The 25,391-nt window shown below is 72.6% G+C and carries 23 protein-coding genes; 12 read left to right on the top strand and 11 right to left on the bottom strand.

Features of this window, described 5'->3' with window-relative positions; genetic code table 11:
* Positions 1–27: 27 nt before the first annotated feature.
* Positions 28–1,509: a hypothetical protein gene (locus OOK34_RS09600; RefSeq protein WP_267033443.1), complete on the top strand. Its 1,482-nt coding sequence runs from the start codon at positions 28–30 to the stop codon at positions 1,507–1,509.
* Positions 1,510–1,571: 62 nt separating this feature from the next.
* On the opposite strand, the gene OOK34_RS09595 is transcribed toward OOK34_RS09600, so the two are convergent.
* Together OOK34_RS09595 and OOK34_RS09590 are read right to left on the bottom strand one after the other, a co-directional pair.
* A complete protein-coding gene (locus OOK34_RS09595; RefSeq protein WP_267033442.1) occupies positions 1,572–2,801 on the bottom strand; it encodes a transposase in 1,230 nt (409 codons plus the stop codon).
* A 180-nt stretch (positions 2,802–2,981) separates the two neighbouring features.
* Positions 2,982–4,388 carry an ABC transporter substrate-binding protein gene (locus OOK34_RS09590; RefSeq protein ID WP_267033441.1) on the bottom strand — a complete coding sequence of 469 codons (1,407 nt, stop codon included), beginning with the start codon at positions 4,386–4,388 and terminating at the stop codon, positions 2,982–2,984.
* A 196-nt stretch (positions 4,389–4,584) separates the two neighbouring features.
* On the opposite strand from OOK34_RS09590, the gene OOK34_RS09585 reads away from it, so the two are divergent.
* Both OOK34_RS09585 and purU read left to right on the top strand, forming a co-directional pair.
* On the top strand, positions 4,585–5,031 hold the full coding sequence (locus tag OOK34_RS09585; RefSeq protein WP_267036679.1) for a hypothetical protein: 447 nt from the start codon (positions 4,585–4,587) through the stop codon (positions 5,029–5,031).
* A 14-nt stretch (positions 5,032–5,045) separates the two neighbouring features.
* On the top strand, positions 5,046–5,933 hold the full coding sequence (gene purU, locus OOK34_RS09580) for a formyltetrahydrofolate deformylase (protein WP_267033440.1): 888 nt from the start codon (positions 5,046–5,048) through the stop codon (positions 5,931–5,933).
* A gap of 58 nt (positions 5,934–5,991) precedes the next feature.
* Here the strand turns inward: purU and OOK34_RS09575 are convergent, their stop codons facing one another.
* Complete coding sequence (locus OOK34_RS09575; RefSeq protein ID WP_267033439.1) at positions 5,992–6,960, bottom strand: immunity 49 family protein; 969 nt, start codon at positions 6,958–6,960, stop codon at positions 5,992–5,994.
* A 109-nt stretch (positions 6,961–7,069) separates the two neighbouring features.
* Positions 7,070–7,585: an EF-hand domain-containing protein gene (locus tag OOK34_RS09570; RefSeq protein ID WP_267033438.1), complete on the bottom strand. Its 516-nt coding sequence runs from the start codon at positions 7,583–7,585 to the stop codon at positions 7,070–7,072.
* A gap of 280 nt (positions 7,586–7,865) precedes the next feature.
* Here OOK34_RS09570 and OOK34_RS09565 point away from each other — a divergent pair, with 280 nt between their 5' ends.
* Together OOK34_RS09565 and OOK34_RS09560 are read left to right on the top strand one after the other, a co-directional pair.
* Positions 7,866–8,444, top strand: coding sequence for a sigma-70 family RNA polymerase sigma factor (locus OOK34_RS09565; RefSeq protein WP_007265652.1), 579 nt, complete (start codon positions 7,866–7,868; stop codon positions 8,442–8,444).
* On the top strand, positions 8,441–9,667 hold the full coding sequence (locus tag OOK34_RS09560) for a zf-HC2 domain-containing protein (protein WP_267033437.1): 1,227 nt from the start codon (positions 8,441–8,443) through the stop codon (positions 9,665–9,667). The genes OOK34_RS09565 and OOK34_RS09560 overlap by 4 nt, the downstream gene beginning before the upstream one ends.
* An 88-nt stretch (positions 9,668–9,755) precedes the next feature.
* Here OOK34_RS09560 and OOK34_RS35340 read toward each other — a convergent pair whose 3' ends face one another.
* The 4 genes from OOK34_RS35340 to OOK34_RS09540 form a co-directional block, all read right to left on the bottom strand.
* Entirely contained in the window at positions 9,756–11,036 is a 1,281-nt protein-coding gene (locus OOK34_RS35340) for a transglycosylase family protein (protein WP_323183407.1), read from the bottom strand.
* A 105-nt stretch (positions 11,037–11,141) separates the two neighbouring features.
* The gene (locus OOK34_RS09550) at positions 11,142–12,596 is read right to left on the bottom strand and encodes a CHAP domain-containing protein (protein WP_267033436.1); all 1,455 of its coding nucleotides are present in this window, start codon (positions 12,594–12,596) and stop codon (positions 11,142–11,144) included.
* A gap of 295 nt (positions 12,597–12,891) precedes the next feature.
* Positions 12,892–13,170 carry a hypothetical protein gene (locus tag OOK34_RS09545; protein WP_267033435.1) on the bottom strand — a complete coding sequence of 93 codons (279 nt, stop codon included), beginning with the start codon at positions 13,168–13,170 and terminating at the stop codon, positions 12,892–12,894.
* Between the two features lie 311 nt (positions 13,171–13,481).
* Positions 13,482–15,056, bottom strand: a complete 1,575-nt coding sequence (locus OOK34_RS09540; RefSeq protein WP_267033434.1) for an AMP-binding protein — start codon at positions 15,054–15,056, stop codon at positions 13,482–13,484.
* 124 nt (positions 15,057–15,180) lie between these two features.
* On the opposite strand from OOK34_RS09540, the gene OOK34_RS09535 reads away from it, so the two are divergent.
* The 4 genes from OOK34_RS09535 to OOK34_RS09520 all read left to right on the top strand — a co-directional run bounded on the left by OOK34_RS09535 (position 15,181) and on the right by OOK34_RS09520 (position 19,268).
* On the top strand, positions 15,181–16,383 hold the full coding sequence (locus OOK34_RS09535; protein ID WP_267033433.1) for an amidohydrolase family protein: 1,203 nt from the start codon (positions 15,181–15,183) through the stop codon (positions 16,381–16,383).
* Positions 16,383–17,537 carry an acyl-CoA dehydrogenase gene (locus tag OOK34_RS09530; RefSeq protein ID WP_267033432.1) on the top strand — a complete coding sequence of 385 codons (1,155 nt, stop codon included), beginning with the start codon at positions 16,383–16,385 and terminating at the stop codon, positions 17,535–17,537. The genes OOK34_RS09535 and OOK34_RS09530 overlap by 1 nt, the downstream gene beginning before the upstream one ends.
* 5 nt (positions 17,538–17,542) lie before the next feature.
* Complete coding sequence (locus tag OOK34_RS09525; RefSeq protein WP_267036678.1) at positions 17,543–18,442, top strand: acyl-CoA dehydrogenase family protein; 900 nt, start codon at positions 17,543–17,545, stop codon at positions 18,440–18,442.
* A 325-nt stretch (positions 18,443–18,767) separates the two neighbouring features.
* Positions 18,768–19,268 carry an ATP-binding protein gene (locus OOK34_RS09520; protein ID WP_267033431.1) on the top strand — a complete coding sequence of 167 codons (501 nt, stop codon included), beginning with the start codon at positions 18,768–18,770 and terminating at the stop codon, positions 19,266–19,268.
* A gap of 178 nt (positions 19,269–19,446) precedes the next feature.
* Here the strand turns inward: OOK34_RS09520 and OOK34_RS09515 are convergent, their stop codons facing one another.
* Positions 19,447–20,832 (bottom strand): pentapeptide repeat-containing protein, encoded by a 1,386-nt coding sequence (locus OOK34_RS09515; RefSeq protein WP_267033430.1) that lies wholly within the window; start codon positions 20,830–20,832, stop codon positions 19,447–19,449.
* Complete coding sequence (locus tag OOK34_RS09510; protein ID WP_267033429.1) at positions 20,832–21,482, bottom strand: TetR/AcrR family transcriptional regulator C-terminal domain-containing protein; 651 nt, start codon at positions 21,480–21,482, stop codon at positions 20,832–20,834. Before OOK34_RS09510 ends, OOK34_RS09515 begins: the two co-directional genes overlap by 1 nt.
* Before the next feature lie 69 nt (positions 21,483–21,551).
* Between OOK34_RS09510 and OOK34_RS09505 the strand changes: the two genes are divergently transcribed.
* Together OOK34_RS09505 and OOK34_RS09500 are read left to right on the top strand one after the other, a co-directional pair.
* Entirely contained in the window at positions 21,552–23,027 is a 1,476-nt protein-coding gene (locus OOK34_RS09505; RefSeq protein ID WP_267033428.1) for an FAD-dependent oxidoreductase, read from the top strand.
* A gap of 39 nt (positions 23,028–23,066) precedes the next feature.
* Entirely contained in the window at positions 23,067–24,116 is a 1,050-nt protein-coding gene (locus tag OOK34_RS09500; protein ID WP_267033427.1) for an aromatic acid exporter family protein, read from the top strand.
* Between the two features lie 3 nt (positions 24,117–24,119).
* Here OOK34_RS09500 and OOK34_RS09495 read toward each other — a convergent pair whose 3' ends face one another.
* Positions 24,120–24,452, bottom strand: a complete 333-nt coding sequence (locus OOK34_RS09495; protein WP_267033426.1) for a hypothetical protein — start codon at positions 24,450–24,452, stop codon at positions 24,120–24,122.
* A 255-nt stretch (positions 24,453–24,707) separates the two neighbouring features.
* Between OOK34_RS09495 and OOK34_RS09490 the strand changes: the two genes are divergently transcribed.
* A complete protein-coding gene (locus OOK34_RS09490) occupies positions 24,708–25,349 on the top strand; it encodes an HAD family phosphatase (protein WP_267033425.1) in 642 nt (213 codons plus the stop codon).
* The last annotated feature ends 42 nt before the right edge of the window (positions 25,350–25,391 follow it).

The following is a 25,391-nucleotide window of genomic DNA, read 5'->3' as shown; positions in this document are numbered from 1 at the left end:
GAGTCGGAGAAGGCAGAAGGAGTCCCGGTGACGGAGAACGGACAAGGGGGCGTCCCCCAGCCCGGGACGCCGTATCCGGCAGGGCCGGTGCCGGCCCCCGGCTACCCGGAGCAGCCGGCGCCGCAGGCCGGGGAGGCCTGGGGGGCGCCCCCCGCGTACGGCTACCCGCCCGCGCAGGACCCGCAGCCCGGGCAGCAGTACCCCGGGCAGGAGCAGGCCCCGCAGCAGTACCCCGGGCAGGAGCAGGCCGGGCAGCAGCAGTACGCCGGTCCGTACGAGTCCGCGTACGAGCCGCCGCCGCAGCCCGGGCAGCCCGCGTACGGGTACCCGCCGCCGGCGGGCCATGTCGTCGGCCCCGGCTTCGAGGGGCCGGGCGACCCGCACGGGTACGGCTACCCGCCGCTGCCCGACGCGGTCACGCAGTACATCGCGCCCGTCCCGGCGGCCCCGGGCGAGGACGCGACCCAGTACATCGCGCCCGTCCCGGCGGCTCCGGCGGATCAGGCGACGCAGTACATCGCACCGGTTCCGGCAGCCCCGGCCGATCAGGCGACGCAGTACATCCCGCCGGTTCCGGCGGCGGCCCTGGCCGATCAGGCGACCCAGTACATCGCGCCCGTCCCCGCCGCCCCGGCCGAGGCGGCGACGCAGTACATCCCGCCCGTCCCGGGTGGCCCCGCGCCCAGTGGTGCCGAGGGCTTCGACGCGCTGTTCCGGACCGAGGGCGATGCCGACGCCGCCGGGCACACGCAGGTGCTGCCGCCGGTCCCGGACGCGGGTCCCCGCCGGACCCCGCCGCGCCGGCCCCAGCAGCCCCAGCCGCCCCAGCAGCAGTTCCAGGCCCCGCCCCCGCCGCCGCCCCCGCCGGTCCCGCGCCGGATTCCGCCCGCCGTCATCGCGGCCGGGGTGTTCGGGCTGGCCGTGGCCGGGCTCGGGGTGGGCGCCCTGCTCAGCGACGGCAAGGCCCAGAACAACGACCCCGGCGCGGTGGCCCCCGCGGCCAGCGGCTCGGCCGGCTCGGGCGCGGCGCCCGGGGAGGCGGCGGTGGACCCCGCCCGCCCGCAGGCCGTCCAGCTCGACAAGCTCCTCGCGGACAGCAACGACAGCCGGGCCTCGGTGATCAAGGCCGTGGACGACATCAAGGACTGCAAGAACCTCGGCCAGGCGGCCCAGGACCTGCGTGACGCCGCCCGGCAGCGCGAGGAGCTGGTCACCCGCCTCCAGGAGCTCAAGCTGGACCTGCTCCCGAACCACGCGCGGCTCACGGCCACCCTCACCAAGGCCTGGAAGGCCTCGGCGGACGCCGACACCAGCTACGCCGCGTGGGCGGACGACGCCGCCCACGACAAGGGCGGCTGCAAGGACGGCAAGGCCAAGCCCACGGACGACGCCGCCGACGGCAACAAGTCGAGCGGCGAGGCCACGAAGGCGAAGGAGTCGGCGGCGACCATGTGGAACTCGATCGCCGCCAAGTACAGCCTCACCCGGAGGGACACGACCCAGCTTTGAATCCTCCCCTCCCTGAAGGGAGGGGATTCCTCACCCTCCAGGGCTGCTCGGGGATTTCTAGCTCACGCTGCCAGGCGGGGCAGCGCCCCACCTGGTCTCACACGATCAGCACCAGCCGGGTTGAGACCAGCCCGGACCAGCATCACGTGGGCGGAGTTCTTGTCCCTGGGGGACACGGCTCCGCACGCGGTGCAGGCATACGTTCGTTCTGAGAGAGGTAGCGCGTGCTTGGTTCTCGCTCCGCACTCGGCGCAGTCCATGGTGGTGTGCGCGGGGTGGACCAGGTACACGGTCCGGCCGTGCTTGCTGCCCATCTCGACCAGGGCCCTCTTCGTCGCCGAGATCGCCGCATCGGCCGCTTTGCGGGCCATGGTGGACTTGGCGAGGAACTTCGGCCGGAAGTCCTCCACCGCCAGGGCATCGTGGTCGCGGACGACGGACTTGGCCCACTTACGGCCGGTGTCCTGGCGTTGCCGGGCCACCTTCTTGTGCAGCTTGGCGACTCGCTTCTTCGCGGCCCGGTAGCCCTTCGACCCGGGCTTGCCCTTCCCCGGTTTCCGGCGGGCCATCATCCGCTGATAGCGCGCGAGGCCGGCGGCGGCCTTCTTGCCGTACTCGGCATGCGGGAGGTCGTGGGCGTCGCTGGTGGTGGTCGCGGTCTCCTTCACGCCCCAGTCGATGCCGATCACCGCGCCGGTTTCCGCAAGCGGCTCGACCTCGGCGGGGACGACGAACGAGCAGTACCAGTGTCCGAGACCGTCCTGATAGACACGCACGCTGGACGGGTCGGCCGGAAGGCTCCGCGACCACACCACCGTCAGGGCGATACCGCCCGCCAGGTACAGGCGGCCGTCCTTCAACCGAAAGCCGCGCTTGGTGTAGTTGAGGGACGGCAGTGCTTCCCGCTTCTTCTTCCACTTCGGCATCCCGGCCCGCTGCCGCACCGGCAACCGGTCCTTGACGTCCTTTTGCGCCTTGGCGCGGGACTTCCCGAAGTCCCGGATCAACTGCTGCTGCGGAACCGAGGACCTTTCACGAAGCCAGGTGTTCCTGGTGCGGGCTTCGGTCAGCATCCTGTCGAGCTGCGCCGGGCCGCAGGTCCGCTTGTCCGTCCCCTCGGGCCGGTCCTTGTTCCAGACATGGGTCTGCTTCGACTTCGCGCAGCACTCGTTCCAGATCCACCGGCACCGGTCCCACTCCGCCATCAGGGCAGTGAGCGCGGTGGACGACACGCGGACACGGAACGTCCACCGGGCGTACCCGGCATCCCCCGCCATCGGTGTCGCTGCCATCCCAACAACCTATCCCCGACCACTGACAACAGCCGAAAGGCCAGGTCAGACCAGACGCGAACGGAACTCCGGCGCTTCGCGCCTCCGCCCCAAGGACCCATTCCTCCCCGGCCTGAAGGCCGGGGCCTCCTGGGAGAAATTCGGTGACGCCGGCCCCGGCCGGGTCAGGCCCCGGCCGGGTCAGGCCGAGCGGGGGGCCTGTTCCAGGGTCGGGGTGATGTCCAGGTTCTGCTCGCCGAGCTGGGCGACGAGGCGGCCCGACTGGACGGTCTGGAAGCTGACGCGGCCGTTGACCAGGCGCGGGAACCCGGCCACGGCGCGCATGTCCTGGTAGCGCCAGCTCAGCTCGGGGGTGAGGTTGCCGGTCTGCACGCCCGGGGACTGGTTGAGCGCCTTGGCCATCTTGCGGGCCGTGATCTCCTCGTCGCTCTTGAACCGCTGGGTGATCTGGTTCAGGACCGTGTACGCGATCCAGGTGGTCTGGGCCCCGCTGTCGTCGGGGTCGACGGTGTCGTCGCCGAAGGCCTGATCGGCGATCACCTTGCGCATCGGCGCCCACAGCGGGTCGGTCGACACCGGGTACCAGCTGGTGATGTACGCGCCCTCGTACGGGCTGTCCTTGCCGCCGGTGCGGTCCACCAGGGCCTGGCTGACGCTGCCGAGGACGGAGGAGATCTGGGTCCTGCGCTGGGTGTCGACGCGGCGGAAGGCGTCGAAGAAGATCTCGGTGCGCGAGCCGAGGACGGCCGTCACGCAGCTCTTGTTGGCCTTGGCCGCCGAGTCCTTGGCCGAGTCCTTCGCCGGGTCCTTGGCGGTGTTCTTAGCCGGGTCGTTCGCGGGGTCCTTCGGGCCCTTGGCCGTGGGGCTCGCGGCGGGGGTCGTACCGGGGGTGGCGGCGGCCGGTGCCGCCGGGCCGTCGGCCATGGCCTCGCGGGCCTGCGGCTTGAAGTCCGCGGAGTCCTCGGCCGCCCGGATGTCGGAGGCCTCCGGCATGCCGTTCGCCTTCAGCCCCGCGTTCAGCAGGATCGGCATGGAGTCCCCCGCGAGGGTGTCCGGGCGGACCAGGGACACCTGGGAGCAGGCCTTGCCGAGCTGGTGGCCGGCCCCGGCGAGCAGGGTGGGCTGGCCGCCGTTGACCGGGTAGGACAGGGTGCTCTGGAACTCCTCGGCGGAGACCCCGTAGCCGCCGATGAAGGGGATCCCCTCGGCCTCCAGCGGGGCCATGAAGGCGCGCCCGTGCTGGCTGTACGAGCCGACGACGGCGACGGCCTTCTCGGTGATGGCCTTGCGGGCGCAGTCGGCGGCGCCGGTGGGGGTGTTCTTCTCGTTGCAGGTGATGACGCGCAGCTTGCGGCCCTTGATGCCGCCGTTCGCGTTCACCCAGCGCTCGTAGGCCTTGGCCATGCCGGGCATGCCGGGCATATTGGTCGCCTTGGTCCCCATGGGCGCGAAGGTCATGACCGTGAGGGTGTCCCCGGAGCCCCCCGACCCACCGGGGACCACCCCGCACGCTGTGGTGAGACACGCACCCGTCACCGTGGCAATGAGCAGGCGGGACAGGGGAGTTGCGCGTCGGTGATTGGTCATGTCCACCGACCATTCCGCCTCATGGGTAACTCGGCGATGAGATGGACACAACAAACGGTGACGCCCAGGTGAATTGCAGGGGATCGGTCACGCACAGGTGCTTCAAGATCGCGCCACCGGGGAACGTACGATCGAAAGCGTGACATTCGCCCAAGCTTCGAAGAACCCTTCCCGACGCGGCGGCCGCTCCTCCACCATGGGCGGCATGCCCCTCAACGACATGCCGTGGTGGCGCTGGCGCGGCAACGTGCGCTCGGCGCTGCACATGCTCTCCGACCCGGTGTTCCAGGAAGAGGTCTGGCTGGCGGGTGTCGAGGGGTACGGGGACGTCACCGACGCCGTCTACCGGCTCGTCGAGGACACCTGGCTCGACAGCTGGTCCGCCGAGAAGTACGTCGGCACGATCTTCCGCGACGCGCAGGAGGCGGCCGTCGTCGACCTCGCCGTCCTGCGGGTGCTGCGGATCCTGCACCAGGTCGGTCCCGACGCGCCCGTGTCCACGTACCTCGACCACCACGCCTGGCCCGAGGCGGTGCGGGCGGCGCGCGAGGCGCACGTACGGCTGTCCACGGCCGACGGGGAGGACCCGGACGACCGGCCCAGCAGCATAGAAGTACTGAAGAACCTCACCCGCGCGGTGTGAAAGGCTGTGCCGTCATGAGCGAACACCCACAGCCCCAGGCCCAGCCCCAGGCCCAGGCCCAGTACGTCCTGACCGTCTCCTGCCCCGACAAGCAGGGCATCGTGCACGCCGTGTCGAGCTACCTCTTCATGACCGGCTGCAACATCGTGGACAGTCAGCAGTTCGGAGACCGGGAGACCGGGCTCTTCTTCATGCGGGTGCACTTCGAGGCCGAGCCTGCGGTGACGGTGGAGAAGCTGCGCGCGAGCTTCGCGGCGATCGGCGACTCCTTCAGGATGGACTGGCAGATCCACCGCTCGGACGAGCGCATGCGGATCGTGCTGATGGTGTCGAAGTTCGGCCACTGCCTGAACGACCTGCTGTTCCGCTCCCGGATCGGCGCGCTGCCGGTGGAGATCGCGGCGGTGGTCTCGAACCACACCGACTTCGCCGAGCTGGTCGGCTCGTACGACGTCCCCTTCGTGCACATCCCGGTGACCAAGGACACCAAGGCGGACGCGGAGGCGCGGCTGCTGGAGCTGGTGCGTGAGCAGAACGTCGAGCTCGTGGTGCTCGCGCGGTACATGCAGGTGCTCTCGGACACCCTGTGCAAGGAGCTGAGCGGGCGGATCATCAACATCCACCACTCCTTCCTGCCGAGCTTCAAGGGCGCGAAGCCGTACCACCAGGCGCACGCGCGCGGTGTGAAGCTGATCGGCGCCACCGCGCACTACGTGACGGCCGACCTCGACGAGGGCCCGATCATCGAGCAGGAGGTCGAGCGGGTCGGCCACGGGGTCACCCCGGAGGAGCTCGTCGCCATCGGGCGCGACGTGGAGTGCCAGGCGCTGGCGCGCGCCGTGAAGTGGCACAGCGAGCACCGGGTGCTGCTGAACGGATCCCGGACGGTCGTCTTCGCGTAGCCGGGGACGGGGCCGGGGACGCGCCCTGCGGCGCGCCCCGGGGCGCCCCGGGCGGCGTCTAGCCGGCGGCGACCCAGCCGCCCAGCCCGTTCACCTGGGTCTGGCCGGCCAGGCGCATCGCGTCCGTGAAGCCCAGCAGTTCGGGCGGCAGGTAGCCGGAGCGGACGCCGAGCTCCCACTGGTGTGTCTGGACCGCGAGGGCGGCTAGGGCCAGCGGGCCCAGCGGCAGCAGGGTCCGGGGCGCGGGGTCGGCCTCGGCCTCCGCGCTCTCGCGGTGGGCGGTGAGCCGGTCCGCGAGGGCCGCCTCGAAGGCCGCCCGGTCGTCGTTGAGGAGTACGCGCAGCAGCCGCTGGTCCGCGGTCAGCGGGCCGGCGGCGTCCAGCCGGCGGGCCGCCTCGGCCCGCGCGGCGGCGTCCGGCTTGCACAGGGGGACGGTCGGCCAGCCGCTGGGCAGGTGGCCGGCGCTCTCGGTGAGGTAGCCGCACAGGGCGTCCATCGCGGCGAGGTCCGCGGGCTCCGAGTGCGGGGTGTACGGCGAGTACGGCACCCCGTCGCGGACGGCGGGCGCGTAGTCGTCGCGCAGCAGCAGGCCGATGACCTTCTGCCAGTCCCACACCAGGCCGCTGACCACCGTGGTCTCGAAGGCGTCGAGCCAGGTCCGGGCGGTGGGGGCCACGGTGATGACGGTGGTGAAGTCGAAGTCCTCGCTGCTGACCGTCTCGCTGACCAGCGGGAGCTGCACCTCCTGGTCGCCGCCGGGGAAACAGCCGATGCTGAGGACGCCCATGGCGCACTGCGCGGCGGTGTGCAGCGCGGTGCGTGCCGTCTGGCCGAGCCTGCCGCCTTCGGTGGTGCGGGCGGCGACGTGGTCGAGCAGCTCGTCACACATGTCCCGCAGCCGCTCGGGCGCCGGGTCGGAGTACATGCCGTCGTACCGCATCCACGTCCGGTGCCTAATGTCGTCGAGCGCCCCGGCTATCCGGGCCTCCCGGACCCTGTGCCGCTCCACTTCCCGCACGTCCTGCATGCCGAGCCGCCTCCCGTGATCGTTCCGGCTGGTTGCGGCACGCTATCAGCGCGCTCGGACAGAGCCCGGGGGTGACGGCCCCGGGCGGTTGCCGAGCAGGCCCCAGGGCTCAGGCGTCGGGGTCGACCCCGCAGTAGCCGGCGAAGGCCTTCAGGATCTCGTCCTCCGAGATGCGGCCGTCGCCGTCCGCGTCCAGGGCCGACGCCACCCGCTCGGCCAGGTCGGGCGGGGTGCCCAGGACGCGCAGGACGCGGGCCGCCGCCGTCGGGGTCGCGCCCGTGCCGTCCTCGTCGGCCACCGCGATCACGGCCGCCAGGAACGGGCGGGCGATCTCGGCGAACCGCTCCGGGTTGTCCCGCAGCCGCTTCGCCGCCCCGGTGACGAACTCCTCGCGGGACACACGCTGGTTCCCGTTCACATCGGCGATTCCGGCCATGCCCTGCCAGAACGCCTCCGCCCCGCTGAAGACGGCCTGACCCTTGTCCGACCGTGCGGTCGTCCCGAATTCGGCCAGTACGGCCTTCGCCGCCGTACTGAAGTCCTCCCGGTCGATATAGCCGGACCCGTCCTGGTCGAAGGTGGCGAATCGGGCGGCGATCTTGCGCTCGTACTCTGCGCTGTCCATGTTCGGCTTTCCGCCTTCACGTGTGCGTTGGGGTGCGGTTGGGGGTGCAGATCAAGACAGGCAGGAGCGTAAGGCCTCGGTGGCCCGGGCGTTAAGCGAAGCGGTCAAGGAGGTGGCCGCATCGAACCCGCGCACGGGGAGCGCGCCGGGGCGCGTACGCGTGTGCCAAGGCGCCCGGTTAGCACGGAGGTCCCGCTTCCGGGGTGAGCTTCTGCCAAAACCGGCGCGTTCCATCCGGTGCCCACTACATTTGACGGGTCGACACACGGCTGGAGGCACGATGGCGAAGGATGTTCCACCGCGCTGGGACCGCCGCATGCAGCAGCGCCTCGCCCGCGGTGAGGCCGCCGCGCTCGGTGAGCTCTACGACCGGTTCGCCTCGCTCGTCCACAGCCTGGCCCACCGGGTCCTCGGCGACGAGAAGGCCGCGGACCGGATCACCCGCGAGGTCTTCGGCTACATCTGGGAGAACCCGGACGCCTACGACCCCAAGCAGGGCTCCATGCGCTCCTGGGTCGCCCGGATCACCCAGGGCCAGGCCGTCGCCCGGCTGCGCCAGGCCGAACTGGGCCGGGGCTCGCGCGAGGAACTCGAGCAGAAGGTGCGCAGCGCCAACGCGGCCGCCCGCGCGGACTACATCGTCACCTCCATGCCCGCACCGCTGCGGGCCGCCCTGGAGCTGGCGTACTTCAAGCGCCGCGACTACCGCCAGGCCGCCGCCGACCTGCAGATCAGCGAGGACGAGGCACGGCGCAGGCTGCGGCTCGGGCTCCAGCTGCTGTCGACCGCCAACGTCCTCCCACGGGAGGACACCGCCCCGCCCGGATACGGCCCACGCGGATACGGAACGCCCCGATGACCGGACCCTCCGACAACACCCCCGACGACGCGTACCAGCGGCCGGCGGGCGGTCGGGCGCGGATACCGGGTCCCCGCGCGGCCGGTGACGACCTCGACGCCCCCGAAACCCTGCCGCCCGCACCACCCTCGCACGCCGTACTGAAGTCCCTGCTCGGCGCGTGGGCGCTCGCCGCCTGCTCCACCGAGGAGACCCAGGCCGTCGAGGACCACCTCACCGAGTGCGCGCCCTGCGCGGAGGAGGCGCTGCGGCTGCGCGACGCGGTGGGCCTGCTCCACCCGGAGGAGAGCCTCGACCTCAAGCCGCTGCTGCGCTCGCGCGTGCTGGAGGACTGCCTGGGCAAGCGCCCCGCCCGCATCCCCGTACCGGTGTGGGCGAACCCGTACGACACCGAGACCGCGCGCCTCGACGCGCTGCTGCGGGACTTCGGCGACTCGGAGTGGCACACCCCGGTCCGGCTCAAGTGGTTCGAGGAGGAACGCCGGCGCACGCACCGCACCACCGTCGCGGGGGTGATCGGGCACCTGCTCACGGTGGACGGGCTGATCGCCACCGCCCTGGGACTGGACGACCCGCTCGGACCCCAGGCACCGCCGGGCGGGCCCACCGACCGCACCGAGCACTTCTGGACCGCCGCCCCCTACCCCGCCACCCGCAAGGTCCGCGAACCCTGGCGGGCCCAGGGGCACACGCTGGTCCGTACGGTCTCCTTCGCGGGCCGGGGCGTGGCCGAACTGGCCGTGGACTACGGGGGTTTCGCGCTGCCGCTCGGGGACGCCTTCCTGGAGCGGGCCTTCGAGTGCTGGGTGCACGCCTGGGACATCGCGGAGGCGGTGGACTACCCGTACGAGCCGCCCTCGGGGCCGCACCTGCACCGGATGATCGACCTCGCGGCGCGGCTGCTCCCCGGCGCGCTGGCGGGCCGGCGCCGCTCGGGACTGGCGGCGCCGCCGCGCGGGCTGGTCGCGGCGGGCGCTCCGGGGCGGACCCTGCACCTGGAGATCGAGGGCGCGGGCGGGGGCGGCTGGGACATCGCCCTGGACTCCCCGGCGGCGAAGCCCTCGCGGGAGCACACGGTGGCGGAAGTCGCGCTGGACGGGCTGGAGTTCTGCCAGCTCGCCGCCGGGCACATCTCCCCGGAGGAGGCCGCCGTGGGCCAGACCGGCGACCGGGAGGCGATCCGTGACGTGCTCTTCGCCGCGGCGTCGCTGAGCCGGCTGTAGCCGCGGGAAGGCGGGACGGCGGGAACGCGGGAACGCCGTACGCGGCTCCGGGGAAGTGGAGCCGCGTACGGCGGTGAGGTTCCGGTGGTCAGCTGCGGGTGACGAGGAGCTGGGCGTCACCGCTCGGGGTGCCGGTGATGCCCGCCTTCTGGGCGCCGAAGCCGGTGGTCTTCCAGCCCTGCCACTGGCCGGCCGCGTTGCGGATGTTGTGCCAGGCCTTGCCGTCGTTGCCGACGGCGAGGAGCTGGGCGTCGCCGTTCGGCAGGCCCGTGATGGCCACGCTGCTCGCGGCGAAGGAGGCCGCGCCGTTCGCGCCGTCCATCCGGTTCCAGCCCTGCCACGTACCGTCCGCCCTGCGGATGTTGTGGTACGTGTTGCCGTCGTTGCCGACCGCGAGGAGCTGCGCGTCACCGTTCGGCAGGCCGGCGATGGCGACGTTGCCCGCGGCGAAGGTCGCGGCGCTGCCCACGCCCGCGACGCCGTTCCAGCCCTGCCAGGTGCCGTCGGCCTTGCGGACGTTGTGGTAGACGTTCCCGTCGGTGCCGGTGATCAGGATCTGGAGGTCCCCGTTGGGGAGGGCGGCCGCGGCGACCTTCTTGGCCTGCCAGTCGCCGACCTGGTTCCAGCCCTGCCAGGAGCCGCTCTTGTAGCGGGCGTTGTGGTAGATCTTCCCGTCGCCGCCGATCGCCATGATCTGCGCGTCGCCGTTGGGCATGCCCGCGATCGCCTCGCCCTGCGCGGCGAAGGAGGCCGCGCCGCCCACGCCGTCCATGCGGTTCCAGCCCTGCCAGGAGCCGTCCGGGTAGCGGGCCGTGTGGTAGAGGTTGCCGTCCTTGCCGGTGCCGAGGACCTGCACGGAACCGTCGGGGGTCGCGGTGATGGCCTCCTGCGAGCCGTTGAAGAACTCCGCGCCGTTCGCGCCGCCCAGCGGCTTGAAGCCGCTCCAGCCGCCGTCGGCGGCGCGGATCGCGTGGTAGAAGTCGCCCGCCTGGCTGACGGGGGCCGCCGGGTACGGGTCCGCGTGGTCGTACGCCAGGCCCGCGGCCGAACCGCAGCTGCCCCAGGCGCCCGCGCCCTGCCCGGCGAGGATCTTCTCCGCGGTCAGGATCTGCTGCTGCTTGCTGGCCTGGTGGGGGTAGGCCGCGTACTGCGTGCCGCCGTAGGCGTCCCAGGTGCTCTTCAGTATCTGGAGGCCGCCGTAGTAGCCGTTGCCGGTGTTGATGCTCCAGTTGTTGGTGCTCTCGCACTGGGCCACCTTGTCCCAGGTGGCGACGGAGGCGGCCTGCGAGGAGCCGGTGGCGACCGTGGACAGGGCGACGGCGGCGAGGACGGTGGCGGTTGCGGTGGCGAAGGCGCGGCGGCGGGACATCGGAGGTCTCTTCTCGGCGGTCTGGGGAGGGCGGCGGCAGGCGGGGGCCGGGGCGCGGGGCGCCCCGGCGGGGCCGGCCCGCCGTGAGGCGGGCCGGCCGGCGGGTCAGTTGCGGGTGACGAGCATCTGCGCGGCGCCGTCCGGCGTGCCGGTCAGGCTGACCTTGTGGGCGCCCATGCCGGTGGTCTTCCAGCCCTGCCACTGGCCGGCCGCGTTGCGGATGTTGTGCCAGGCCTTGCCGTCGTTGCCGACGGCGAGGAGCTGGGCGTCGCCGTTCGGCAGGCCCGTGATGGCCACGCTGCTCGCGGCGAAGGTGGCGGCGCCGTTCGCGCCGTCCATGCGGCTCCAGCCCTGCCAGGTGCCGTCGGCCTTGCGGATGTTGTGCCAGGTGTTGCCGTCGTTGCCGACCGCGAGGAGCTGGGCGTCACCGTTGGGCAGGCCGGCGATGGCGATGTTGCTCGCGGCGAAGGTCGGGGCGGTGCCCGCGCCGGCGGTGGCGTACCAGCCCTGCCAGGTGCCGTCCGTCTTGCGGACGTTGTGGTAGACGTTCCCGTCGTTCCCGACGATCAGGGACTGCATGCTGCCGTCGGGCAGACCCGCCGCGGCGACCTTCTTGGCCTGCCAGTCGCCGACCTGGTTCCAGCCCTGCCAGGTGCCGTTCTTGAAGCGGGTGTTGTGGTAGACCTTGCCGTCGTTGCCGATGCTCATGCTCTGGGCGTCGCCGTTGGGCATGCCGGCGAGCGACTGGCCCTGTGCGGCGAAGGAGGCGGCGCTGCCCACGCCGTCCATGCGGTTCCAGCCCTGCCAGGTGCCGTCGGGGTAGCGGGCCGTGTGGTAGAGGTTGCCGTCCTTGCCGGTGGCCAGCGTCTGGGTCGACCCGTCCGGGGTCGCGGCGATCGACTCCTCCGTGGCGTTGAAGAAGGACGCGCCGTTCGCGCCGTTCAGCGGCTGGAAGGAGGTCCAGCTGCCGGCGGCGTCGCGGATCGCGTGGTAGAGGTCGCCGCCCTGGCTGACCGGGGTCTCGGGGGTCTCGGCCAGGCCGGCCGGGCCGATGAAGGCCAGTGCGCGGCCGGCGCCGACCGGGCTGGAGTTGGTCTTCCAGTTGAACCACTCGCGGAAGCGCACGCCGCCGCTCTCGTTGCCGCCGACGGTCTGGATGCTGTCCCCGGAGACCGCCACGACGATGTTGACGTGGTCGGCCTCGCCGTCGTTGAGGTTGCCGTCCCTGTCGTAGAGGACCGCGTCGCCGACCTGCGGGGTGCTGTGCAGCGTGCCCTTGTTCTTGCCGTACTGGTAGATGCTGACAGCCGCCGCGCTGATGCCGGACGTGTTCGCGCCGGCCTTGTTCCACACCCAGCGGGTGAACTCGGCGCACCAGGCGTTGGAGTACTGGCAGTTGTAGTCGCCGCAGGTGCCGCCGACCTCGGCCCGGGCGATCGAGGCGACGGTCTGGGACTCCGCCTGCGCCGAGACGGCGGGCAGGGCGACGGCCAGCAGCGGCGCGGCGACGAGGGAGGTGAGGGCGACGGTGAGCATGCGGGAGGAGCGACGCGCGGTCATGGTGGTGTCTCCAGGAGGACATGGCGGCCCGAGGCATCAGGGCCGGGGAAGTGTGGTGGGGCGGTGCTGCCGAGCCGGCGGGGCCGGCCCGCGCCTTGGCCCGGGAGCGGGGTGAAGCGGCGCGGTGGCCCGGTCGCCGGCGGTGACGGCTGCCCTGCAGGAACAGCGGTCGGACGGGCGGCGGCGGCGCGGTGGTGGCGCGGTGGGGCGGGTCGAGCGGTGGGGCGGTGGCGCGGTGGTGCGGGTCGAGCGGTGACGTGGTCGGGGCGCTGCGGCAGGGGTGCCGGGCGGCGGGTCAGTTCGGGATGAGCGGGCCGAGCGAGTAGTGGCGGGCCGCGCCCGTCCCGAGGACGGTGGCGAGGAGGGCGCGGGCCTTTTCACGGGCCTGGTCGTCGTTCTCGGCCCGGACGAAGAGGGCCACGCTCATCCCCTGCGGCAGGGGACGCACCCGCACGTGTTCGAGGGCGTGCTGCGGGCCGGCGTGGGCCCAGAGGGCGTCGTGGAGGAGGCTCGCCCCGCTCTCCGTACCCGGCGCCCCGGTGTGGTTGACGAGGGGCAGACGGACGAGGAGCATGCCGGTCAGTCCCACCCGATGCCGCTGGAGGCGACCGCGCCGGTGGTGGCGGCGACGGTGCGGGCGATGCGGCTGTGGGTGGTTCTGGACATGGCGGTGCCCCCTGGCTGACGACGGGTTCTGGTGGTCCGGGAGGCGGATGCCCGGGCGTCGGGGGCGAGTTGCCCCGGCGGCCCCGGCTTCGGGATTCTTTCCCGCCGCCGTTCCGGTGATCACCATCTTGCTGCCGTCGAAAGCCCCGGGGAAGGGGAACGGCCCGGCACCAAGGGGCCTGTCACCTTGGTGACACCCCCCGGGGAGGGGCTCCCGGGTCAGGCGTAGCGCTCGCGCAGCCGGTACTTCAGCACCTTGCGCAGGGCGTCGTTGCGGGGCAGCGCGTCGATCAGCTCCAGCTGCTCGGGGAGTTTGTGGGGCGACAGCCCCTGCGAGCGCAGGTACGCGGTGACCTGGGGGAGGGTGAGGGGGGCGGCGCCGGGCGGCTGTTCGACGACGGCGCAGACGCGCTCGCCGCGTTCCTCGTCCGGCAGGCCGATGACGGCCACGTCGCCGACGCCGGGGAGCTGGTGGAGGAGGTCCTCGATCTCCTTCGCCGAGATGTTCTCGCCCTTGCGGATGATCACGTCCTTGCTGCGTCCGGTGAGGACCAGGTGGCCGGAGGCGGTGAGGTGGCCCAGGTCGCCGGTGATCAGGTAGCCGTCGGTGTCGAAGGCTCCCTCGGAGTCCGCGCGGCTCAGGTAGCCCTGGCAGACGGCCTCGCCGCGCAGCCGGACCTCGCCGTCGGTGCCGGCGGGCAGGGGGGTGCCGCCGGGGGTGGTGATGCGGATGGACATGCCCTCGGGGGGCCGGCCCTCGGTGGTGGCGAGGTTCTCCGGGGTGTCGTCCGGGGAGCCCATGGTGATCATCGGGACCTCGGTCATGCCGTAGCCGTGGGTCAGCCGGCAGCCCAGCTCGCGGACGACCGCGTGGTAGATCTCCGGGGGTTTGGGGGCGCCGCCGCCCGCGAGCAGCCGCAGGCTCGGCAGGAGCCTGACGGCCGGGTCCTTGCGCTGCTCGGCCAGGAACATGGAGTAGAAGGCGGTGGAGCCGCCGGCGAGGGTGACTCGGTGGCGGCGGTAGCCGTCCAGGGCGTCCGGCATCGCGAACTTCTCGAAGAGCACCGCCGGGAACCCGTACAGCAGCAGCATCACGGTGTAGTCCGGCCCGGCTATGTGCGCGTACGGGAAGGCCATCGAGCCGACGTCGGCCGGGGTCAGGCGCAGGGCGTGGGCGAGGCAGGAGCCGCCCGCGATCAGGGAGCGGTCGGTGTGCAGGACGCCCTTGGGGTCGGAGGTGGTGCCGGAGGTCCAGTAGATCCAGCGGACGGAGGTCCCGTCGGCCGGCGGCGGGGGCAGCACGGCCGGGTCGCCGTCGGGGAGGGTCGCGTACGCCTCGAAGACCCCGTGCGCGCCGAGCCGGGCGGCCATGGCGGTGTGGTCGAAGCCGCGCCAGGTGCCGGGTACGGCGAAGAACTCCGCCTTGGACTCGCGCAGCGCGAAGCCGACCTCGCGGTCGCGGTAGAAGGGGATCACGGGCGACTGGACGGCGCCGAGGCGGGCGAGGGCGGCCGAGAGCAGGACCGTCTCGATGCGGGTCGGCAGTTGCCAGGCGACGACGGTGCCGGGGCGTACGCCCATGCCGTACAGGCCCGCCGCGACGCGTTCGGCGCGCTCGCGCAGCTCCCCGAAGGTCAGCCGTCGGTCGGTCGCCGGGTTCTCGGTCGCCGGGTTCTCGGCCGCCTCGATCAGGACGGTGGTGTCGGGGGTCAGTGCGGCCCGGCGGGCGATCAGCTCCCACAGGGTGCGGGAGCGGCTCAGCTCTGCCGCGGTGCCGGTCGCGGTGTCCGTCATCCCAGACCTCCCCATAGCTGACGGTTAGTCAGATCAAGGGCAGAGCGTAGGGCTCCGGCGCTTGTCGGTCCAGGGGTGGCGGGGCTAGCTTGTTTCTGACGAGCCATCAGATTTGGGAGCGAGCATGGGACTGGAACTGCCTCGGATCATCAGCGTCGACGACCACGTGATCGAGCCCGCCCACCTCTTCGACGTGTGGCTGCCCGCCAAGTACCGGGACCGCGGGCCCAAGGCGCTCACCGCCGGGATCGGCGAGCTGGAGTACACCGGCGGCAAGTACGTGATCTCCATGGATCCCGACGGCCCGCCGACCGACTGGTGGATCTACGAGGACCTGAAGTTCCCGTACAAGCGCAACATCGCCGCCGTCGGCTTCGACCGCGACGACATGACCCTGGAGGGCATCACCCGCGAGGAGATGCGGCGCGGCTGCTGGGACCCCAAGGCGCGGCTCCTCGACATGGACCTCAACCACGTCGAGGCCTCCCTGTGCTTCCCCACCTTCCCGCGCTTCTGCGGCCAGACCTTCGCGGAGGCCCACGACAAGGAAGTGGCCCTCGCCTGCGTGCGCGCGTACAACGACTGGATGGTCGAGGAGTGGTGCGGCGACAGCGGCGGCCGGCTGATCCCGCTGTGCATCATCCCGCTGTGGGACATCGACCTGGCCGTCGCCGAGATCCGCCGCAACGCCGCCCGGGGCGTGCGCGCGGTGACCTTCTCCGAGATCCCGACCCACCTGGGGCTGCCGTCCATCCACTCCGGGTACTGGGACCCCTTCTTCGCCGTCTGCCAGGAGACCGGCACGGTCGTGAACATGCACATCGGGTCCTCCTCCCAGATGCCCGCCGCCTCCCCCGACGCACCGCCCGCCGTCCAGGCCTCGCTGAGCTTCAACAACGCCATGGCCTCGATGATGGACTTCCTCTTCAGCGGGGTCCTGGTGAAGTTCCCGACGCTCAAACTCGCCTACAGCGAAGGCCAGATGGGCTGGATCCCCTACGCCCTGGAGCGCGCCGACGACGTGTGGCAGGAGCACCGCGCCTGGGGCGGGGTCAAGGACCTGATCCCCGAGCCGCCGTCCACGTACTACTACCGGCAGATCTTCTGCTGCTTCTTCCGCGACAAGCACGGCATCGCCTCGCTGGACGTGGTCGGCCGCGACAACGCCACCTTCGAGACCGACTACCCGCACGTGGACTCGACCTTCCCGCACACCAAGGAGGTCGCCCTCGACCACGTGCGGGGCCTGGACGAGGAGACCGTGTACAAGCTGATGCGCGGCAACGCCATCCGCATGCTGGGCCTGTCCTTCGACCGGGACCGCTGATGGACCTCGCCTACACCGAGGAGGAGCAGGACTTCCGCGCCCGGCTGCGCGAGTGGCTGGCCAAGGCGCTGCCCGAGCTGCCCGCCAAGCCCGCACCGGAGGACTGGCCGGGCCGCCGCGCCTACGACCTCGGCTGGCAGCGCCGGCTCTACGACGCCGGGTACGCGGGCCTGCACTGGCCCCTCGACGCCGGCGGCCGGGGCGCCACCCCGACCCAGCACCTGATCTTCCTCGAGGAGACCGAGCGCGCGGGAGCCCCGTACGTCGGCGCCAACTTCGTCGGCCTGCTGCACGCGGGACCCACCATCGCCGCCGAGGGCACGGCCGAGCAGCGGGCGCGCTGGCTGCCGCCCGTACTGCGCGGGGACGAGGTGTGGTGCCAGGGCTTCAGCGAGCCCGACGCCGGCTCCGACCTGGCCTCCCTGCGCACGAGGGCGGTGCGCGACGGGGACGCGTACGTGGTCACCGGATCGAAGATCTGGACCTCGCACGCCGAGGTCGCCGACTGGTGCGAGCTGCTGGTGCGCACCGACGCGCAGGCCCCGAAACACCGGGGGATCTCCTGGCTGGCCATGCCGATGGACGCGCCGGGGGTCACGGTCCGGCCGCTGCGCACCCTCGCCGGATCGGCCGAGTTCGCGGAGGTGTTCCTGGACGAGGTCCGCGTCCCGGTCGCCAACCGGGTCGGCGCGGAGAACGACGGCTGGCGGGTCACGATGGTGACCCTGTCCTTCGAGCGCGGCACCGCCTTCGTCGGCGAGGTCGTCGCCTGCCGGCGGACGCTCGCGCGGCTGGCCCGTACGGCGAAGGACAACGGCCGCTGGGACGATCCCGTGATACGTCGCACCCTGGGACGGCTCTACGGGGAATTCGGGGCCCTCTGGCGGCTGACGCAGTGGAACGTCAGCGCCTCACAGCGCTCGGGCGGCGTCCCGGGTACGGGGGGCAGCGTCTTCAAGCTGGCGTACTCGCACGCGCGGCAGGAGCTGTACGAGGCGGCCGCGGCGGTCCTGGGATCCTCGGCCCTGTCCCTCGAGGAGGAGTGGGTCCTGGACCGGCTCTCGTCGCTCTCGTACACCATCGCGGCGGGCACCTCCCAGATCCAGCGGAACATCGTGGCCGAGCGGATCCTCGGCCTGCCGAAGGGGCGGTGAGCGCCGTGGACTTCCAGGAGACCGAGGAACAGCGGGACCTGCGGGCGGGCGTACGGAACCTGCTGGCCGGGCGGTACGGGCGCGAGGCGCTGCGGGCCTCGGTGGACAGCGGCGCGGGCGTGGACCGTGCCCTCTGGCGGGAGCTGGGCGAGGCGGGCTTCTTCTCGCTGCGGCTCCCCGAAGCCGAGGGCGGGGTGGGCCTGGGCCTGCCGGAGGCGGTGCTCGTCTTCGAGGAGGCCGGGCGGGCACTGCTGCCGGGACCGCTGGTGGCCACCCACCTGGCCGCCGGAGTGGTCCGGGGGGCGGCGTCCGGCTCGGCGGTGGTGACCGCCTTCGATCTGGACGGGCCGCTGGTGACCCACCTGGGGGAGGCCGACGCCGTCCTCGGGATGCCCGGGGTCCCGGCGGGCGAGCCGGTGCGCTCGGCGGACCCGCTGACCCCGCTGTGGCGGGCGTCGGGTTCGGCGCCGGGTGCCGAGTACCGGGACACCGGGGCGCTGCTGACGGCCGCGCTGCAGGCCGGAAGCGCGGTGCGGACGGTGGAGCTGGCGGTGCGGTATGCGGGGGAGCGCGAGCAGTTCGGGCAGCCGATCGGGGGCTTCCAGGCCGTCAAGCACCTGTGCGCGCGGATGCTGGTACGGGCCGAGGTGGCGCGTACGGCGGTCTACGCGGCGGCGGTGACCGGGGACCCCGCCGAGATCGCCACCGCCAAGCTGCTCGCGGACGGGGCGGCCGTGCGGGGCGCCCGGGACTGCCTCCAGGTGCACGGCGGGATGGGGTTCACGTGGGAGGCGGACGTGCACCTGCACCTGAAGCGGGCCTGGGTGCGGGCGGAGCAGTGGCGCACGGCGGCGGAGGCGGAGGAGCTGCTGGCGGAGCGGCTGCTCGCGGACGACGCGTCGTAGCAGGTTGTGTCGTAGCAGGTTGTTACGGGAGGGACGGCGCGGGACGCATGTCCGATTACAGAGAGTTGATATCGGTTTGTGTCCTTCGCCCACCTCGATGCGGCCCGGTGGCAGGGGTGTGCCACGGTACGCTCCGACGATGCGAGCGGTTGAGCGGCGTGAGCGTCGCACAGTATGCACCACGCCTACTCCTTCGCGCTGGAATATGCCCGAAGCGCTTGTTGTGGTGACTGTATGTCAACCATGCTGCTCGGCACGGGGATCACAGTCGGTGATCCCATCCTGTCGCGAGGCGAAGTGTCCGCCGGTTCGGATGGTGTGAGCGGTGCAGGTGCTTCAGGTACAGCTGGAGGTAGGACCGGACCCCGCCGAGGTCGGCCGGGCGCGCCGGTGGGCGCGGTCCCGGCTGGCGGGGTCCGGCATAGGGGATGACGAGCCGCTCGCCGAGACGCTGATCCTCCTGATCTCCGAGCTGGTCACGAACGCGGTCGTGCACACGGGCTGTCCGGCCGTGCTGCGGATGCTGTTCGGGGAGCCGGGGGTGCGGGTCGAGGTGGCCGACGCGAGCGACCGGGCGCCGGCCCGGCGGCAGGCCGGCGGCGAGGACACCGGCGGGCGCGGGCTGGAGCTGGTGGACGGGCTCGCGGACCGGTGGGGCTGGCAGCGCGAGGGCGCGGGCAAACGCATCTGGTGCGAGATCGACCGGGCCGTGACGGAGGCTCCGGAAGCAGCCCCGAAAGGGACCTCGAAGGGAACCCCGAAAGGGACCCCAAAAGGGACTCTGAAAAATTGTGGGCTTATGAGGGAACCGCACGTGTACCTCTAACGAGGTGTTGACGGTTTGTCACCTGTTGATCACCCTGGTGGTGAGCGATTCGTCGCGAGGGGACGCCAAGGGTCCTGTGCCTTGACGAGTGCGGGTCGTGGGGTGGCGGCTGCCGTGCCGCGCTCGGGGCGTGCACGACCGCACGCCGCCACCCACAAATCGGTTCCGCCGTGCCGGATTACGGCCGGCGCGGTGTGAGGACGCGTACGTCGCCTCCGCGCGCCGCTATCCAGTCCTCCAGCTCGCCGCCGGCGAGGGTGGTGCGGGACCCGTCCGGTGCGACGTGTTCCGCCGGCCCGAAGACGGTGCCGGTCAGTCCCGCCACCACGGTGCTGTCGTCCACCGTCACCCCGAAGGAGTTCTCCTGGAGGACCGCGCCGCTGAGGTCGGCCCCGCGCAGGTCGGTCTCCAGCAGCACCGCCCCCAGGATGCGGGCGCCGCGCAGGCTCGCGCCGCGCAGGTCGGCCCCGTACAGCTCGGCCCGGACGAGGTCGGCCCCGTCGAGGACGGTGCCGCGCAGGACGGACTCGTCGAGGTCGGCCCGTACGAAGCAGGCGCCGGTGGCGTCGGCCCCGGAGAGGTCGGCGCCCTTGAGGTGGGAGCGGTAGAAGCAGGCTCCGACCAGGCGGGCGCCGGCGAACTTGGCGTCGTAGGCCCAGGACTCGGTGAAGTCGGCGCCGTCCAGCACCGCCCCGCTGAGGTCGAGCCCCATCAGGTCCTCCCCGCCCGAAGCCCCGGCCAGGACCCACTCCCACAGCCGGTCGGCGGCCTCCGGGTCGGCGGGCAGCAGCACCCGCCAGGGCAGTACGGCGGGGCGCCGGTGCCAATACCAGGGGGTGGCGGCCGGGTCGGCGCCGATCTCCAGGCCGGCGTCCTCGACGGTCACGGCCCGGAACCTGGCGTCGAGGGCCTCCAGCTGGGCCCCCAGCTCGGGGTCGCCTTCCAGGTCGCGCAGCTCGTCGCGGGACTCCAGGTTCTCCCGGTACATGTCGATCCCGTACCAGCGCACGGGGGGCCACCCGGCCTCCATGCGGCAGATCAGGTCGGTCCACAGCCACAGGCGGGGGGCGGTGCCTTGGGGCGCGAGGGGTGCGTGCCGCACCACCTCGGGAAGCCCCTCGACCACGGCGTTCGGGAACTCCTCGACCCAGGCGTGCGTCGCGGTCACCTCGCACCCCTCGGCGTCCCCCTCCAGGTCGTCTACCCGCGCGAAGGTGGCCCCGCCTCCGGGGGTGAGGACCTGCTCGACCCACGGGTGGGTCCGCCAGTCGACCAGCACCGCCGTCCCCAACTCCCGTGCCAGCGCCCGCGCGATGGTCTCGCCGGACGGCGGATCCGGCACGGCGGGACCGGCGTAGACGTGGAGCGCACCGGCGATGTCGCCGTGGCTGAACCACTCGTACCCGCACTGGACGGGCGTGTCCCACCGCCAGGCGTCGGCATCCCACTGGGGTGCGACCTCGACGGCCCCCGTGCCCGCCGCGAACACCTCGTCCAGTACCCGGGCGAGGTCCTGCGGTTCCACCTTCCCGGCGAGGAGGAAGCCGTAGCCCTGTCCGCTCATCAGGCGACCCCGTACCGGGCCGCGATGCCCGCGATCACCAGGCGCAGGCCTTCCTCGAAGCCCTCGTCGTAGTCCTGGAAGAGCTCGGCGCCGGCCTCGGCGGCGAGGGGGAAGTCGGCCAGCCGCTCGGCGCGCTCGTCCACGTCGAAGCCCTCCCGGCGCTCGCCGGGGAGCGGCTCCACGCCCTGTTCCTCGGTGACGAAGCCGAGGGTGAAGAAGTAGGCCGTGGTGGTGGCGCGGACGGCCTGGGGGAGCTCGAAGCCCGCCGCGACGAGGGCGCGGAGGTTCGCCTCCATCTCGACGGCGTGCTCGGTGCCGGTGAAGCGGGAGCCGCTGAAGACCTTCGCGCCGTCGCGGTAGCGGAGCAGGGCGGTGCGCAGGCCGCGGTTGGCGGCGAGGAGGCGGTCCTGCCAGGAGAGGTCCGGGGAGAGCGCGGCGTCCGCGACCATCCGGCGGTACATCTCCGTCGCCATCTCGTCGAGCAGCTCCTGCTTGTTCTTGAAGTGCCAGTACAGGGCGGGTGCCTGGACGTCCAGCTCCTTGGCGATGGCCCGCAGGCTGAGCCCGTCCAGGCCCAGCTCGTTGAGCAGCCTCAGCGAGGTGTCGACGGCCTGCTTCTTGTCCAGCTTGGGGGATCTGCGCGTAACCACGCTTGACAGTTTAACAGCGTTAAGGGCACTCTCGTGGGGACGGAACTTAACAGCGTTAAGGAGAAGGTCATGGACGCGGACGTACTCACGGACACGGGCGTACTGACGACGGACGTACTGATCGTCGGGGCGGGGCCCGCCGGGCTCGCCCTCGCCGTGGACCTCGCCCGGCACGGGGTGCGCGCCCTCCTCGCGGAGCGGACGGCCGGCCTCTTCCCCGGATCCCGCGGCAAGGGCATCCAGCCGCGCACCCTGGAGGTCCTCGACGACCTCGGCGTCCACGACGCGGTCCGGGCGGCCGGCGGCCCGTACCCGGTCGGAATGATCTGGCAGGACGGGAAGCAGCTGGGCGAGCACGTGATGTCCGACGAGACCGAGCCGGGCGAGGGCGCGCCGTACCACGAGCCCTGGATGGTGCCGCAGTGGCGCACGCAGGAGATCCTCCTGGCCCGGCTCGCCGAGCTGGGCGGGGGCGTCGCCTTCGGCCGGGAGCTGGTGGGCATCGTGCAGGACGCGGACGGGGTGACGGCCGAGTTCGCCTCCGGCGCGCCCGTCCGGGCGCGGTACGCCGTCGCCGCCGACGGGGGCCGCTCGACGGTGCGGCGCGCCCTCGGGATCGGGATGACGGGCGAGACCGTGGACCCGAACCCGATGCTGGTGGCCGACGTCCGCATCACCGGCCTCGACCGGGAGCACTGGCACGTCTTCCCGCCCGCCGCCGCCGACGGCACCGGATTCCTCGCGATCTGCCCCCTGGCCGGGACCGCCGACTTCCAGGTCGCCGCGCAACTCCCCGAGGGCGGCGGGGACATCGACCTCTCCCTCGACGGCGTCCGCGAGGTGATCGCCGCCCGCTCGCACCTGGATCCCGCCGATGTGACCGAGGTGCGCTGGGCCTCGGACTTCCGGCCGCGCGCGGCGATGGCCGACCGGTTCCGGGAGGGCCGGATCTTCCTCGTCGGCGACGCCGCGCACGTCCACTCGCCCGCCGGCGGGCAGGGGCTCAACACCAGCGTCCAGGACGCCTACAACCTGGGCTGGAAGCTGGCCGCGGTCCTGCGCGGGGCGGCCCCGGAGAGCCTGCTCGCCTCGTACGAGGAGGAGCGGCTGCCCGTCGCCGCCGAGATGCTCGGCCTGTCGACCCGGATCCACCGCGGCGAGGCCCGGCGCGGGGCGGCCACCCAGCAGCTCGGCCTCGGCTACCGGGGCTCGTCGCTGGCGGCGGAGACCCGTACGGACCTGCCCGCCGACGCCCTCCGGGCCGGCGACCGGGCCCCGGACGGCATCCGTGGCGGAGTCCGGCTCTTCGACGCGTTCCGGGGACCGCACTGGACCCTGCTGTCCGTCGGCGAGCCCTCGGCCGCCCTTCCGGAGCTGCCGGGCGTACGCACCGTGCGCATCCCCTCGTACGAGGCGTACGGCGACGGCGTCTTCCTCGTCCGGCCGGACGGCTACATCGCCTGGGCGGGCACGACGCCGGAGCACGTGGCGGCGTACGCGGCAGGGGTGGGGTGCAGGGGGTGTGACATGCCGCTGTCGGCGTAATGGGGGCGGTGGGCCGTCCGGTGGCCGCACCCTGTGCCCGTGCCCCTTCCGCCCGTACGGGCTCGCCGGGCCCGTGAACGCGCCGCCCTCGCCGCCCTCGTGCGTACCGACTTCCCGGCTGCGGCGCGCATCGTGGTCACCGTCGCCGCCGCCTGGCAGGTGGCGCTGTGGCTGGGCGCCGACCAGCCCCCGGTCTACGCGGCGGTCGTGCCGCTGGTGGCCCTGCGCGGCGATCCGGTGACGGCGCTCGGCGCCTCGGTGTCGCGGTCCCTGGGGGTGGTGGCGGGGGTGCTGATCGGGATCGCGGTCCTGAACGTACTGCGCCCCTCGACCCTCACACTGGCGCTGGTGGTGGCCCTGGGGCTGGGCGTCGGGATGGTCCTGCGGGCCGGCGGGGGGCTGAACATCCAGGTGGCTGCGTCCTCGCTGCTGGTCTTCGCCAACGCTTCACCCGACGCCTACGGATGGCACCGCGTCTGGGAGACGGTGGCGGGCGCGGCGGTGACGGTCCTGCTCGCCCCGCTGCTGTGGCCGCCCGACCCGCACCGGATCCTGGCCGACCTCGCCGAGGACTGCCGCGTACGCCTGACCCGCGCCCTCACCGGCACCGTGGCGGCCCTGGGCGCCCCGGACCCCGCCGCCGCCCGCGACAACCTCGCCCTCGTCACCGCCCACGCCGAGGCGGTCCACGCGGACGCCGCCCGCGCCCGCGAAGCCGAACGCGCCATGCGGTTCAACCCGCTGCGCCGCCGGTACCGGGACACCGTCCGGCGCCAGGCCGCCACCATCGCCACCGCCGACGGCCTCACCCCACACCTCACGACCCTGGCCCGGGAGGTCGCCGCCTTCGCCGGCCGGACGGACCTCGCCGCGGACCTAGCCCGGGCCAGGCTGCGCCTCCCCGCCCTCGCCTCCCTCACGGCCCGCGCCATCGAGGACACCCTCTCCGGAACCGACCCCGGCCCGGCGGTGACCACGGCCCGCGCCGCCCTGACCGCCTACACCACGGCGGACTCCCGCCCGGCGGCGGTGGCCCTGCGCCGGCCCTTCACCGGCCTCTTGGACGACCTCGCGCCGCCCCGGCCGTGACGCCTACTCGACGACGACCGTGAGCCCCAGCGCGTACTCGGCGGTGGCGAGCATCCTGACGACCTCGACGGGCAGCTCCTGGAACTCGCCCGCCACCACGGCGAACGGATCGACGCGCCGCACGACCCCGTCGAAGCCCGTGGCCTCGATGACGTACTGGTACCCGACGGGGCCGTCCGGGTCGTCGGCGACCTCCCAGGACGCCCCGTACCGCCGAATGAGGAATTCGGCCAGGTACGAGACCAGATCCGCGTGAAGGGTCACCCAGTCGGACTGCTCGAACTCCTCGAGCGGAAGCCGGTCGACGTAGTGCTGCAGTGCGGGAATCAGCGTCATCGGTTCACCCTCGAAGCGATCAGCCGAAACCCCCAGCATGTCCGCGATCCCAAGGACGTTCCGACGCCCCTCGTCGCCCCATTCCTGAAGCGTGCGGCTCCCGTTCACGTGCTCCTCCATCGGTACCTCCAGGCCGCCGTCCCCACACCCGGCGTGCAGGTGTCCAGTGTGCCCAAGGCTTGTCCCGCAAACTGCCTGCTCAGGACCCGATGGCATGATCGAGGCGTGATCAGGGAACCCGGGCCGTCAGGTGCGATGAGGTATGTCCTGTTTGATGTCGACGGCACGCTGATCGATGCCGTCGACAATCAGCGCGTGGTGTGGCGAACGTGGGCGGAGCGGTACGGACTCGACCCCGATGAGGTCTACCGGGTGGCGCTGCGGACGAGGCCGATGGAGACCTTCGCGCAGGTCGCTCCGGACCGGAACCCTCGGGAGTGCCTGGCCGTACTGCACGAGCTGGAGGACGAGGACGTCCGGTCCGGTACTTACACGGCCTTCGACGGCGCCTCGGAGCTGCTGAGTGCCCTGCACCCCCGAGGCTGGGCCCTGGTGACGTCGAACTACGAGCACCGGGTGCGCGGACGCTTCGCACGGACCGGCTTGCCCGTCCCGGACGTTCTCGTGGATGCGGCCGCTGTGGAGGAAGGCAAGCCGTCTCCGGTGCCGTATCTGCAGGCCGCCGCGCGACTTGGTGCCAAACCGGAGGACTGCCTGGTCATCGAGGACGCCCCCTCCGGGGTGCAGTCCGGGCTGCGCGCCGGGATGAGGGTGTGGGGCGTCAACACCCCTGTGGCGGTGAACGGCGTGCACCGCCACTTCGGCAGCCTGAGCGAAGCAGTCCACGACATCCTCGCCTTCGCGTCCGGACCCCAGCCTCACTGGGTGGAGGGATAAGGCGCAGTGGAATGAAGGGCCGCGCGGCGAAAGTACTCCCGC

This window comes from Streptomyces sp. NBC_00091 (genome assembly GCF_026343185.1).
GTDB lineage: Bacteria > Actinomycetota > Actinomycetes > Streptomycetales > Streptomycetaceae > Streptomyces.
Note: the sequence above shows the minus strand (reverse complement) of the source record. Positions and strands in the feature narration are given on the sequence as shown.

Excerpts from the sequence above, each read along its gene's own strand:
- OOK34_RS09595 (WP_267033442.1), bottom strand. The coding sequence starts at position 2,801 with ATGGCAGCGACACCGATGGCGGGGGATGCCGGGTACGCCCGGTGGACG.
- OOK34_RS09590 (WP_267033441.1), bottom strand. The coding sequence starts at position 4,388 with ATGACCAATCACCGACGCGCAACTCCCCTGTCCCGCCTGCTCATTGCC.
- OOK34_RS09585 (WP_267036679.1), top strand. The coding sequence starts at position 4,585 with ATGGGCGGCATGCCCCTCAACGACATGCCGTGGTGGCGCTGGCGCGGC.
- purU (WP_267033440.1), top strand. The coding sequence starts at position 5,046 with ATGAGCGAACACCCACAGCCCCAGGCCCAGCCCCAGGCCCAGGCCCAG.
- OOK34_RS09575 (WP_267033439.1), bottom strand. The coding sequence starts at position 6,960 with ATGCAGGACGTGCGGGAAGTGGAGCGGCACAGGGTCCGGGAGGCCCGG.
- OOK34_RS09570 (WP_267033438.1), bottom strand. The coding sequence starts at position 7,585 with ATGGACAGCGCAGAGTACGAGCGCAAGATCGCCGCCCGATTCGCCACC.
- OOK34_RS09565 (WP_007265652.1), top strand. The coding sequence starts at position 7,866 with ATGGCGAAGGATGTTCCACCGCGCTGGGACCGCCGCATGCAGCAGCGC.
- OOK34_RS09560 (WP_267033437.1), top strand. The coding sequence starts at position 8,441 with ATGACCGGACCCTCCGACAACACCCCCGACGACGCGTACCAGCGGCCG.
- OOK34_RS35340 (WP_323183407.1), bottom strand. The coding sequence starts at position 11,036 with ATGTCCCGCCGCCGCGCCTTCGCCACCGCAACCGCCACCGTCCTCGCC.
- OOK34_RS09550 (WP_267033436.1), bottom strand. The coding sequence starts at position 12,596 with ATGACCGCGCGTCGCTCCTCCCGCATGCTCACCGTCGCCCTCACCTCC.
- OOK34_RS09545 (WP_267033435.1), bottom strand. The coding sequence starts at position 13,170 with ATGCTCCTCGTCCGTCTGCCCCTCGTCAACCACACCGGGGCGCCGGGT.
- OOK34_RS09540 (WP_267033434.1), bottom strand. The coding sequence starts at position 15,056 with ATGACGGACACCGCGACCGGCACCGCGGCAGAGCTGAGCCGCTCCCGC.
- OOK34_RS09535 (WP_267033433.1), top strand. The coding sequence starts at position 15,181 with ATGGGACTGGAACTGCCTCGGATCATCAGCGTCGACGACCACGTGATC.
- OOK34_RS09530 (WP_267033432.1), top strand. The coding sequence starts at position 16,383 with ATGGACCTCGCCTACACCGAGGAGGAGCAGGACTTCCGCGCCCGGCTG.
- OOK34_RS09515 (WP_267033430.1), bottom strand. The coding sequence starts at position 20,832 with ATGAGCGGACAGGGCTACGGCTTCCTCCTCGCCGGGAAGGTGGAACCG.
- OOK34_RS09505 (WP_267033428.1), top strand. The coding sequence starts at position 21,552 with ATGGACGCGGACGTACTCACGGACACGGGCGTACTGACGACGGACGTA.
- OOK34_RS09495 (WP_267033426.1), bottom strand. The coding sequence starts at position 24,452 with ATGACGCTGATTCCCGCACTGCAGCACTACGTCGACCGGCTTCCGCTC.
- OOK34_RS09490 (WP_267033425.1), top strand. The coding sequence starts at position 24,708 with ATGAGGTATGTCCTGTTTGATGTCGACGGCACGCTGATCGATGCCGTC.